Genomic DNA, 12,129 nt, shown 5'->3' with positions numbered 1-12,129 from the left:
GTGCGCTATGCATTTCGAAGCGGTCAAGGACATCCTGTTTTCTGATACATTGGTACCGGATATCTTTATCAGCGATATCATGCCCAACCTGCCCGCTGATGCGGTTAAGGTTTACCTGTACTGCCTGTTTTTAAGCAAATACGGCAAAGAAGCGCGTCCCGAGGATCTGGCCGCCAAGCTGGGCATGTCTGTGGATGCGGTATATGCCACCTTCACCATCCTGGAAAAAGAAGAGCTCATCCTAAGAACCCCACAGGTCATTACCCTCATCGACCTCAAGGACCGGGAGGTGAGCAGGCTGTACCGCAAAAAGACTTCTTCCGACGCCGACGAGGCGGTTTCCCGCACGGCCATGAACATCAGGCGCAACCAGTGCGTGGATTCCATCAACAAGATGTTTTTCCAGGGGATCATGGCGCCCAGCTGGTACACCACCATCGACCACTGGTTCGAGACCTTCAGGTTTGATGAGGACGTCATGGTATCCCTGTTTAAATACTGTTATGACCGCAACGCCCTCAACGCCAGGTACATAGAAAAGGTGGGCGCCACCTGGGCGGCCCGCGGCATCACGAATCACTGGGAACTGGAAAAATACATGGAGCTTTGCGAAAAGGTCAATGAACTCGGGAAGCAGATCGCCATGAAACTGCGGTTGAACAGGAAACTGACTTCTTATGAGGAACGCTACCTGGAGACATGGATCAACGAGTACGGATATGGCATGGATATCATCGACCTGGCGCTGGAAAAAACCACGGGGAAGACCAACCCCAATTTCAAATACATCCACGGGGTTCTCACAGGATGGCATAAAGACGGGCTGAGAACCAGGGAACAGATCCTGGCCGCTTCCCAGGCGGCAGCCTCCAGGGACAGGAAACGGCCTGCGGACACCGTGGCGCGCAGGGACAACTTCATGCAGCGTTCCTATGACGATACATTCTTCGATATGCTTGACAAGGCATCCGTAAAAGGAAAGGACAGAGACAATGGTCCGGATTAATCGCGAGATCAAGGCAATCCTGGAATCAAGGCGAGACAGGGCAAGGGCGGATTTGGACCAAAGGAAGGCCGAGGTTTGGTCCAGGATCCCTGAGCTGGAAGCTCTGGAGCAGCAAATCACGCTGGAGGGGATCCGCCATGCCCGGATGCTGATCCACAGCCCGGACAGCGCGGCCGACGCCGAAGCCCTGGCCGAGCGCATCGCTGCGCTGAAAAGGGAAAAGCAGAACCTGCTGATACAGAACGGCTACCCGGCGGATTATCTTGAACCCCGCTTCACCTGCGGGATATGCAGGGACACCGGCCTGGTCACCGAGGAAGGTTCCCTCGAAACAAGGCCCTGTGCCTGCTATCGCCAGCTTTACCTTGAAAGGCTTTACCAGGTGTCCAATATTCTGGATGATGGCCGGACCGGATTCGGACATTTCGATGTGACCCTTTTTTCGGACAAGCCTGACAAGCAGCGTTATGGCTCCGATATCTCACCGCGGGAGCAGATCCTGACCATACGGGATCGCTGCCTGTCCTTTGTGGAGCACTTCGCGGATCCGGGGCCAGCCAACCTTTACTTTTACGGCTCCACGGGTACCGGGAAAACCTTCATGGCCAAATCCACAGGCCTTGAGCTGATAAAACGGGGATATACCGTGCTGTATCTTTCTTCGCCCACCCTGTTCGACGTGATGCAAAGGGCACGCTTTGCCTCGGACAGTGAGGAAATGGATGCCACCTACAGGGATCTCGTGGAAACCCAGCTCCTGATCCTGGACGATCTGGGGACTGAGCCCGCCAGCGATGCCCGGTACGCCGAGTTCCTGACCTTGCTGGAAGCCCGGAAAGCCCGTTCCAGCAGGTATATTGCGCGCACCATCATCTCCACAAACCTGGATCTGAGGCAAATATACCAGACCTACAATGAGCGCATTGCGTCCAGGATCCTGGGCGAATTCGAGACCTTCAAATTCTTCGGCGAGGATATTCGCATCATGAAAAGGTTTGCATGAATAAAAAGGGGCGGCGTGGTCATTCCTGCCGCTCCTTTCTTCAGAACGCTGTCCGGCTCCGGCGGATGTTTCGTGTGCGAGCCTGTACAAAGCCACATCGTCGGCGCGTCTACATGGTCAGAAAGCCTTCGTCGGAGTTGATGATCAAAAGGATGTCCTCCTCTTCTCCCGTCATGGCGTTGATATAGACCAGGAAGTCCTGATCGTCAAGCTTTCCCTTGAACTCATAGCAGAACAGTTCGCTGCCGTAATTGGTGGGAATGATGGCAAGCCCCGAAGAGATGATGTTCTCCTTCCTGGCCACCTTCTGGAGCGCCTCTTCCATGGAAATGGCGGGCTTGGGTATATCCCTTTGCCGGTGGCTCATGAGATACCCTTTGCTTTCAAAACCGACGATCTCGCCGTTATCGAGGGCCACCTTCACCTTGATCAGGTCCGGATAGACAATCACGCCGTCCTGCTCATAGGCATAGTTGATGGTGGCGATCCCCTGCTGTTCGGTATAATAGGTATCCTTCATGCTCTTGAAACCGCTCTTTTCAAGGAACTGCTTACCTACTTCCTTGGCCTTGTCGATATCAAGCTCCACATCCCCCACGTCCCGGTTGTACAGGAACCATACCACCCTGCCGCCAACCACCGAAACATCGGCTTCGGCGATGCTCTTTTCCTTCTTGCCTTCCAGTTCAAACCTGAAGTTGTAGGTGTCGATGACACCGTTCTTGTTGTCGGAGACTTTCTGGATGTTGCGGATATTCTCCTTTCCGAAGAGCTTGCCCAGGTTTTCGATGGCCTGTTCCTCCGTCACCTTGTCACCGGTAAGGCCAAGCGCCTTCTGTTTGGTCATATGCTCCGAGAACGGGCCGTCGTAGATGAGGGTGGGCATGTTTTCAAAGGTTCCGTCGATATTGGAAATGGTCATGGGGATTTCCACATCGTTCTTGGCAAACAGCCTTGTGCCCTCTCCGGCCAGGTTCGCCCAGGTCATGGTGCCCGCCGTCAGCTCCCCATGGAACTTGTCCAGGTTGTCGTTGAGGGAAACTGCCAGCTGATGCAGGTTTTTAATGGTGTCCATCTGCTCCTGGGTCAGGGTCTTCCCTTTTACGTTCTGGCTGGTCAGGGTCTTGGCATAGTCGCCCACCTGGCTGATGAACTTCTGGGTATTCACAAGGGCTCCCTGCTGTATCGGAAGCTGCCCCAGGTTGGTGGAAACCAGCTCGGCGCGATGCCAGATATCCTTGAGGATATCCGCGGCCTTTTCGGTGGAAGAGGTCAGCATGGCCTTGGCCAGTAGCACCTCAATGTCCTGGACATACCCCGTCATCTCATAAAATGCTCGGTTATACTGGGCATCCAGCTGCCGGCGAAGCTTAACGGCCAGCTGGAACTCGTAGGCGCCGAAAAGAGTGGTCAGGGCCAGAAAGACAATCACGACATTTTTGGCCTTGTTCCTGGCGTAGTACCCCGGAGGTACCCTATCCCTCTTATGTTCTGAATCATGGGCTTCATGTTTTTCCAGGATGTATTCCTTCTCATCGTATTCCATGGTCAGACTCCTCTCCTCCAGATTATTTTCCGAAATAGTGCTTGCCTATCTTCGTAACGATTTCCCTTGACCAGATCCATTTGCTGGTCGCTGTGGCCGGATTCCAGTAATACACGCAGCCATAGGTGGGATCCCAGCCGTTGAGGGCGTCCTGGGCAGCCTTCACCACGGTGCTGTTGGGATCGATGGGAACATTGATCTGGCCATCACTCACCGCGGTAAAGGCACCGGGCTGGTAGATCACTCCGGCAATGGAGTTGGGGAACCTGGGGTCCTTGACACGGTTGAGGATAACAGCGCCAACCGCCACCTGCCCTTCATAGGGCTCCCCGCGTGCTTCACCGTTGATGGCCCGGGCAAGCAGTTGCAAATCGCTGGTGCGGTCTGAGTTATTCTGCGCTTGTCCTGGGGTGAGCGCCATAACAAAGCCGACAAAGAGGGCAAAGATGATGATGAACTTCTTGAAATGCATATCCATATCACCTCTTTGGTAGTGTTTCTTCAAAAAGCCGGGATTATGCCAAAAAAACGGGGACACAAAAAAGGACGGCTCTTTTGCCGCATATTGGCGGCAAAGTACCGTCCTTCCGTAGTATTCCACTGCCAGCATCAGTATTGCCAGGCGGTCATTTCTCATGTCATTGCGAGGAGCAGAGCGATGAAGCAATCTTGGTCATTTTTGGCGCCTTACCGCAATGCGGCCTTAACCTTTACGGGCATCCTTCCTGCGCAGGTGTCATTGCGAGCACCGCGCAAGCGGGGCGTGGCAATCTCTATATGCCTATGGTTAGCCCAGGAAGTAACTGAGATTACTTCGTCGGCTGCGCCTCCTCGCAATGACACAAGAGCAAATCACAGCAGAATCATACCCGCAATGTCATTGCGAACGGAACGAAGTGGAGCGCGGCAATCTCATCTAAACACGTAAGTTCCCATTCGAATTGTCATTGCAAGAGCAGCAAAGCGGTGCGTAGCTATCTCTGGAAGTCTCACAACTGTATCACGTTCAGCGCGTCGCCCCACAGTTCCCGGGCCAGTTCCAGCTCGCGTTTTCGGCTGGTCATGAAGAATACCTGCCGGTTGGCGGAGGCTTCCTTCATCAGCCTGAAAGCCTGCCGGATCCTATCCTCGTCATACTGCAGGAAGGGTTCGTCGAGGAAAAGAGGCAGGGTTTCCTTTCCTCTTTCCAGGAGAGCAAGGGCTGCAAGGCGCATGGAAAAGTAGACCTGATCAATGGTACCGGAACTGAGCCTTTCCACCGGCACCAGTTCTTCGCATTCGGGCACTTCCAGATACAACCGTCCTTCCGGATCAGTCCTGATGTGCTGATACCGGCCGTTGGTGATGACCGAGAGGAAACGACTCATTTCGCTGTTGAGCTGTGCCGTATAATTCATCTGAAGTTGGGATCCCACTTCTTTCAGGATATCCCGCGCTGTCCGGAGGCTTCTTCCGGCCAGTTCCAGCTCACGCTTTTTCTCCGCAAGGCGCAGGATCTCCTCCTCCATATCCGCCAGCTCATCCTGGGAGGGCGCGTTCTCCAGCCGGCCGTACAGGCTGCCGATCCGCACCTCGCAGTTTCTGATCGCCTCTTCGGTGGCCCGGATATCCTGTTCCTGCGCCTTGCCGTCCAAAGCCAAAGGGGATTGCTCCTCACCATGGGCCATCTGTCGGGCTGCAGCTTCCAGATCGGCGGCTGATTTCATCTCCTTCTGTGTTAATGCAGAGGCTTCCCTGAGAAGCAGCCTTCTCTTTTCTACAAGGGATTCCATCCGCTGTCGCAGTTCATGGGCCCGGTTGTCATCCTCCCGGAAGCGGCTGAACCCGCTTCTGAAGGCTTCCATCGCTTCGTCTACCGACTCCGGATTATCTGTGACAGTTCTGAAGCCATCCAGGCAGGATGCCAGGCTCTTAAACAGGGTTTCCTTCTTCTCTGCAAGATAAACCCGTTTTTTCCGCCATTCCTCCAGTTCGGACCCGCATCTTTCAAAATCCGCCAGTGCGCCCTGAAGCGTCTCTTTTTGTGAAAGGTAGTCGTTAAGACCGGTGAAGCCCTCGCCATACAGCATTTTAAGCTGCCGGTCTGCCGCATCCGTCAGAACGGATTTCTTTGTCAACATCCTGAGCAGGGCGGTAAAAACGCCGGTCAGGGCCAGCACCCCGGCGGCATATAGCCAGGGCATCCCCAAATCCAGGTGCAGAACGGCCGGAAGCACCAGGATCAGCGCTGCGGCTGTCAGGAACAGGACGGGAACCGCCAGGGGAATACGGCCCCCGGATTTCCGGCCTTCTGCCGATGCTGCCGCTTCCCGGAAAGATTCATCCTGCTCCCTTAATCGCCTGTCAATCCGCTCCACCTTTTCCCGCATGGGCTGCAGCTTCTCAAGCCTGGCGCTCAGACCGGCATATTCCTGTTCCAGGGCTTTTATCCCGGATTCGCATTCAGCCAGCTGCTTTCGTGTCTCCTGGTAAGCAAACCAGGTATTGGTCAGTGCCTCCATGGCCCTATCGGTCATCTCGCCGAAGATGCCCGAACGTTCCAGCCGCCTTTCCAGTTCGGTCAGGGCGGTCTTCATTTCGTCCAGGGACCGATCAATCTCGCGGCATTCCCGGGCCAGCGCATCCAGACGCTCCTTCAGCTTCAGCTGATACCTGGCCTTCAGTGCCTCGTGCCTTTGCTTAAGTTCCCGTAGCCGATCCTCTTCCTGCCTCAGCATGGACCAGGTGTCCAGGTAGCGTTCATGCCGCTCCAGCCAATCGGCCTTCATGCGCTCCAGTTCCTTAAGGCGCGCCTCCACCCGATCCAGCGGCCTTGTGGTGGACCGCTCGGTGCCCACCCTTTCCAGCAAGGCATTCTCCAGGGCTTCCAGGGCCCGGCCGAGGGACTGATCCTCGCTCCCCGTGGCCGAGAGGTTGGCCAGCTTCTCCAGGATGATACGGGCCCCGTCAGGATCCATGGCCGTCTGCATCTGCCTGATCCGGGCGCTCCTTATAAAGACCTCCTCGGAAAGGCCCAACTGCTCCTCCGCAAAACGCGGCCCCGTATTCCTGTCCGAAGCAAACCTGGAGGTGATATCCCTGGCCATACCGTCGTACACATGGACCAGGCCTTTGTCAAAATTGCGGTCCACCCGGTATGCAGACCCGTCATCCAGGACATATTCCATGACGCCCGCAAACCGGTCTGAAGCCCAGGGCCTGAAGTTCCGCCCGGAAGCTGTCTTCCTCGAGCGTTTCCCGCTTCCCAGGCCATAGAGCATGGCCGTCACGAAATCGGCCAGCGTGGATTTGCCCGCCTCGTTGGGCCCCATGATCAGGTTGAAGCCGTCGGCAGGGTGGATGCGTTTATCGATAAACTTTCCGAAACCTTTGATATCAATAAGCCTGATTCTCATATCAGCCGCCTTCTCCGGACCAAAGCCTTCTGAACAGGCCTCCGTCAAACCGTGTATCTATCCTGCCCGTCTCAAGGGCTTCGACGCCGAGATCCAGCGCGGCGCCGAGGATGACGGCCTGTTCCTCATCGCCGTTCGTTTCGCAGGCTTTCAGGCGCCTGAGCACTTCACGGACATAAGCCCCTTTAAGACTCTGCTCCCTGGACAAAGCCTCATAATCATGGCCGTCCCGGGTTTCATCGATCACCTGGAGCCAGGGGAAGTCCTTCAGCCAGGGCTTTTTCAGATGCTCACAATCCACCGCCGCCGAGACACGGCCTGTCAGCACCACCCTGGGCAGATCCCGGCCGGGATCCAGCCCGCCGAGCAGGGTTTCCAGTTTTTTCCCGGCTTCCTCAGGACCCGCCATGCCGGTCATGTCCAGGGTCAGCCATACATACCTTTTCTGTGCCAGGTTGATCTCCCGGATATCCAGTGCCTTTTGACCGGATACGCTCCTTTCCAGGGTGATCAGGAGCACCCCATGTTCCCCCGTTTCATCGAAACCAAGGGGTTCAGGGCTGCCCGGGTTGGCGGCGTTCCTGAGCTTAAAATCGGTTTTCCGGTTATGGAAATGGCCAAGGGCGTAATAATCATAGCCCAGTTCGGCCAGATGCGACGATGAAACGGGATTGAAGGGCCGGCGGCCGAAATGCATATCCAGCGTGCCGTGGAGCATGAAAATATTGAAAAGATTCCCGTCCGGGCGGGGTACGGCGGAAAAATCGGGCGTATCCTGCCTGAAGGCTGAAAAGCCGATGCCATGGATGAACGTATCCAGGCCGCCAAGCATCACCGAGGGGCTTTCCGGATGGAGAATGACCACGTTGCCGGGCCATCGCCAGGTCTTATACCAGGAATTGGCCACATAGGGGTCATGGTTTCCGGGCAGGATGACAACGGGAACGGACAGGCTCCCAAGAAGGCTGCTGATCCTTTGGATGGTGGCCTTTGAGGCATAATCATGCTCGTAAAGGTCACCGCAGATCAGGATGAAATCGGCCCCTTCCTCTTCCGCCAGCCCCATGGCGGCTTCAAAGGTCGTCCAGGCATCCTTTCGGCGCATCTCGGCATATTCTTTCAAGTTGCGGCCGCCAAAAGGGCTGGCCAGGTGAAAGTCGGCACAATGGACGAACCGAATCCTGTCCCGAGCCATGGGCATCATCCTTCCTCTGTCTGAATCACCGCGTAAGCCGCTGCATAGTCCCTGCTGTGGGTCAGGCTGATGTCCATCGATATACCGCAAAGGCTTTGGAAGCGCTTTTCGGCTTCACCGTAGAGGATCACCCGGGGTTTGCCGCTGTCGTCATTGACCACCTCGATGTCCTGAAACGAGACACCCTGGGCGATGCCTGTGCCAAGCGCCTTGGATACGGCCTCCTTGGCAGAAAAGCGAACCGCATAGCTGCTTACCCTGGCCGCGCCCCTGGATTCGCAGTACGCGATCTCACGGGGCGTATAGACGCGACGAATAAAGGCATCATTTCCTATCGCACGCCTGATGCGGTCAATCTCCACAATATCGATACCTGCCAGAACCCCCATTGGACACCTCCAGGGCTTATCCCAAAAGCGACAGTTAGCAAAAGAGTACAGGCCGATCAAACCTGTACTCCAAAGAACTTTGATGTGCGATATTTGCAGTTTGGCGTCCCGTGCAGGAATCGAACCCACATTAATGGAACCGGAATCCATTGTCTTATCCATTAGACCAACGGGACATATTGCGCCCTGTACCGCATGCAATATTATACGCCAGAACAGGTCTGATTTCAATAGGTACCCTTTTCATTCCCAAAAATCTCCCGGATTTCCCGGGCCGCAGGGCTGACGCCGTCGCTTACTTACCCGAGAAGCAGGGAGTAAGCCAGCCCCTCCACAAACACAACCACGCTTCCGCTGAGCTGCATCCAGAAATAGGCCGCACAGATAAGGATCAACTTGCCGAAAGGCTGTATGCGCGTCCTGATGCTGATGGTGCGGTAGAGAACCCCAAGCTGAATGAAGGGCAGGATGGGCATCAGGGTAGCCAGGGCGGCATAGAGCATCCTGATCTGCTGTGCCGATACCGGCCCCACCTGTGTCCAGTCCACGCCTGAGTAAAGCGCGACCGCATAAGGGATGATGAACAGAACATGGGAAATGGCGTAGGATTTCATCAGGATCACGGATATTCTCTTGTGGACGTACTTTTCACTGCGCCTTCCAATCATCTGCAGAAAATCGGCAAGGGGACAGATGGTGAAAATAACGTCGATGGCGCCGACCACGAAGGAAAGGATCAGGAACAAAACGATCCTGAAAAACACTCTTCCCGGACTGCCGCTGAACACCGACTGTTCGGCAAGATTCTCGTAGAACAGGAGATCGAAGCAGCCCACGAACAGAAAAGCCACCAATAAGCCCGGTAAACGTATGGATATTCTTCTGTGCAGCCAAACCGGAAACAGAAAAAAATCCATTGGGCTGGCCGGAATCTGACTGATTTTTTCCATAGAACCAGTATCTCTTTTCATGTGATTTCAGTACAATCCGTATGCCATGGCATACAGATTATTGTATCCCATTCTAACATATACAGTAGAGCTAATCAATAACTTGGGCCCGCCATTCCTCGTAGTGGGCAATCTGCTTCAGGTTCCTTTCAAAAACGGGCCATACGCTTTCATTGGCGAAGTTGGCTGCCCATACGCAGGCTCCCGCCAGATTGTATTTATGGATCAGCGAGGTCTTGTAGTTGACCGCATCCGCGTCCTCTATCCACATCTTCATGGTTTTGCCGTCTTTTTCGTAAGTGGCATGGTACTGGCCATGGATCGGATTCCAGACCACCGTCGCATCGTTTTCCTCCACCCTTTTCCATGCGCCGTCTATGGTCAGCGCCGCCAGGTACGAGATATTCACCTTCCCGTCCACCACTTCCTCAGACCAGATCCTGGTATAGAGCGGAATGCCCAGCAGCAGCTTTTCCGGAGGCACCTCCCTGAGGGTGGCCACCAGCCGGTCCTCCACCCAGTCCAACTGCGCGCTGGAACCCATATTGGGCCAGTTCTGGTCATAGGTCATCACGCAGACATAATCCACCGTCTCGCCCAGGGCCTTTCTGTCATGAGAAAGGGACCAGGTTTCGCTGCCGCCGGGAACGCCAACCGCCACCGACACCACAAGCCCCTGTTCCCTGAGCAGCGGCGTGATCTCCCGGACAAACTGGGTGTAGGCATCCTTGTCTTTCAGATAGATGTTCTCAAAGTCCAGGTTAATGCCGTCCAGTTTGTAGAGCGAGGCGTAGGCCAGTATCTGCTTGATCACCTTGTGCCTGAGTTCTGTGCTGTTGAGGATGATGCTGGTTCCCTCGATGTCTTTGAAGGCGTTGGCCACATGGCCCCATACCTGCCAGCCGTTGCTGTGGGCCCACGCCACGTACTCCGGGTTCGCGCGGTTCTTGACGGTTCCCTCCCGGTCGATGATCTCAAACCAGGTAGGGGACCAGACATCAATGCCGGGAGATTTTTCCCGGCTAAATTCCATGTACTTCTTGCTGTAGGTCATATCCCATACCAGGTTGAGCTTGCCCGCGGGAAGCGGCGGAGAGGTCTCGAAACGGTCTGGTTCCTGCTGTGTGATGATAATGTCACGCACCACCACATCGGCCTTGGGGATGTAGCCGAAGATGCCCTCATAGGTCCTGACCCGGTACCAGGATTCATATTCCTCAAAGATGACCAGTTCGGCACTCTGGGTTCCCAGTTCCGACTCGGTAAACTTCCTGACGATGGGCTCCTTGATGCTCATGCCCGTCCGGATCAGGGCTTCCGCGCTGATAGGTTCACCAATGCGGTAGATGCTGTTTCTGCGATCCAAGATGACCACATCCTGCTCAGGGTTATACCGGAGACTGATGCGGTAAAAATCCTTCAGAAAATCAATGGGGATATACAGGATCCCGTTCTCTTCCACCGGGGGAAACTGCAGCTCCATCGGCTCTTCATTGACCAGCGCCTCAAGCTTTCCGGTCTCCATCCGGATAACCCGGTCCCTGGTGGTGACAATCACTTTTTTCTGTGCCTCGTCCCACCAGATATAGGGATCGATGTGCTTCTTCACGGTATCAAAAGGCAGCAGAACCCTCCCTTCACGAATGAGGGGAGGCTCTCCTTCCACAATCAGCTCGGAACCGATGACGAGCCTTGTTCCCGGAATGTCGTCGAAGAAGCCCACAACCTGGGTGTTGGGCGTATTCGCACGGATCCAGAAATAATAGCCCAGCACCAAACCCAAAACCACCACCAGATAAATGGTCAGCAGGTTGACAAGTCTTCTCCGCATGGACATTCCCCCGTGAAATCAAAAAAGATCAGATCATGATCCGTCTATGGCTTTTATCGGCTATATCTCCATGTTTCATTTACGTTCCGGCGCGTAAACCTTCGGAGGCTGCGCCGCGCGACAACAGATTATTTGAATACCTTTCTGGGAATAAAGGTTCTGAACCCGTCAATCATCCTCTCATCAGGCTCAAAGAGGATGACCATGGGCATGCCGTTCTGGATAAGATAAATGAACCAGACATCTGCATTGGAATTACGGGACGTAAAATTAAGGACGTTTTTGGTTTCCCGGATTTGCTTGGTATACTGATCCGAATTGACCCTGGCAACCACTTCAAAATCCTTACAGTTCGCCGTGAAAACCCTTTTCCTCTTCCTCTGATTGACAATCATGTCTATATCAATATCGCCGTTGGTGACGATGTATTCATACTCAATATTGCGCATGGAAATCAGATAATAGGTAAGAAACATCAGGCCCGCTATAATCAACGGCGCCAGCCCGCTTATGAACAGGAAGACGAAATGCGAGATGCCAAATGCAATGAAGAGCAGCAAAAACATATAGGCGACATCGGCGGGCGATTTCCTTCGCTTTATCAGTTTTTCGATAAATACATCCATTTCCCGTACCTCCTGCGTATCTTCCCCCTTCAGGGACATCCTGTTCCATTCTACCATACCCCCGCAGGCTTTATCAATTGCAGGGACTGCCATGACGGTGTCAACTTGTTGTAGGATTTTGCTAGACACCTTCTTTGGAGATTACTAAATAATGCTCATACTAGCCGCTATTGCTTTCAATTGCTTAA

9 protein-coding genes, 1 tRNA gene and 1 pseudogene are annotated in these 12,129 nt (G+C 54.4%); 2 read left to right on the top strand and 9 right to left on the bottom strand.

The genetic code is table 11. The annotated features are described in order from the left end of the window. Positions 1-7 precede the first annotated feature (7 nt). Together F3H12_RS09985 and F3H12_RS09980 are read left to right on the top strand one after the other, a co-directional pair. Positions 8-1,006 carry a DnaD domain protein gene (locus F3H12_RS09985; protein WP_149679177.1) on the top strand — a complete coding sequence of 333 codons (999 nt, stop codon included), beginning with the start codon at positions 8-10 and terminating at the stop codon, positions 1,004-1,006. After that, positions 993-2,009: an ATP-binding protein gene (locus F3H12_RS09980; RefSeq protein ID WP_149679176.1), complete on the top strand. Its 1,017-nt coding sequence runs from the start codon at positions 993-995 to the stop codon at positions 2,007-2,009. Before F3H12_RS09985 ends, F3H12_RS09980 begins: the two co-directional genes overlap by 14 nt. Positions 2,010-2,118: 109 nt before the next feature. Here F3H12_RS09980 and ypeB read toward each other — a convergent pair whose 3' ends face one another. The 9 genes and pseudogenes from ypeB to F3H12_RS09935 form a co-directional block, all read right to left on the bottom strand. Beyond that, a complete protein-coding gene (gene ypeB, locus F3H12_RS09975) occupies positions 2,119-3,555 on the bottom strand; it encodes a germination protein YpeB (RefSeq protein ID WP_149679175.1) in 1,437 nt (478 codons plus the stop codon). Positions 3,556-3,577: 22 nt separating this feature from the next. Continuing rightward, a pseudogene (locus tag F3H12_RS09970) lies at positions 3,578-3,928 on the bottom strand (cell wall hydrolase); the annotation flags it as partial. A 616-nt stretch (positions 3,929-4,544) separates the two neighbouring features. After that, complete coding sequence (locus F3H12_RS09965; RefSeq protein WP_149679174.1) at positions 4,545-6,950, bottom strand: ATP-binding protein; 2,406 nt, start codon at positions 6,948-6,950, stop codon at positions 4,545-4,547. Position 6,951: 1 nt separating this feature from the next. Beyond that, positions 6,952-8,145, bottom strand: a complete 1,194-nt coding sequence (locus F3H12_RS09960; protein WP_188118481.1) for a metallophosphoesterase family protein — start codon at positions 8,143-8,145, stop codon at positions 6,952-6,954. A gap of 5 nt (positions 8,146-8,150) precedes the next feature. Beyond that, the gene (gene acpS / locus F3H12_RS09955; RefSeq protein ID WP_149679172.1) at positions 8,151-8,534 is read right to left on the bottom strand and encodes a holo-ACP synthase; all 384 of its coding nucleotides are present in this window, start codon (positions 8,532-8,534) and stop codon (positions 8,151-8,153) included. 101 nt (positions 8,535-8,635) lie between these two features. After that, a tRNA-Arg gene (locus F3H12_RS09950) sits at positions 8,636-8,710 on the bottom strand. A gap of 123 nt (positions 8,711-8,833) precedes the next feature. Continuing rightward, positions 8,834-9,385, bottom strand: a complete 552-nt coding sequence (locus F3H12_RS09945) for a hypothetical protein (RefSeq protein ID WP_149679171.1) — start codon at positions 9,383-9,385, stop codon at positions 8,834-8,836. Between the two features lie 190 nt (positions 9,386-9,575). Beyond that, complete coding sequence (locus F3H12_RS09940; protein ID WP_188118480.1) at positions 9,576-11,315, bottom strand: glycosyl hydrolase family 18 protein; 1,740 nt, start codon at positions 11,313-11,315, stop codon at positions 9,576-9,578. A gap of 128 nt (positions 11,316-11,443) precedes the next feature. Beyond that, complete coding sequence (locus tag F3H12_RS09935) at positions 11,444-11,941, bottom strand: DUF6106 family protein (RefSeq protein ID WP_149679169.1); 498 nt, start codon at positions 11,939-11,941, stop codon at positions 11,444-11,446. Positions 11,942-12,129 lie beyond the last annotated feature (188 nt).

This window comes from Thermoclostridium caenicola (assembly GCF_900142095.1).
GTDB classification, from domain to species: domain Bacteria; phylum Bacillota; class Clostridia; order DSM-8532; family DSM-8532; genus Thermoclostridium_A; species Thermoclostridium_A caenicola.
This window is presented reverse-complemented; position numbering and strand designations above follow the sequence as displayed.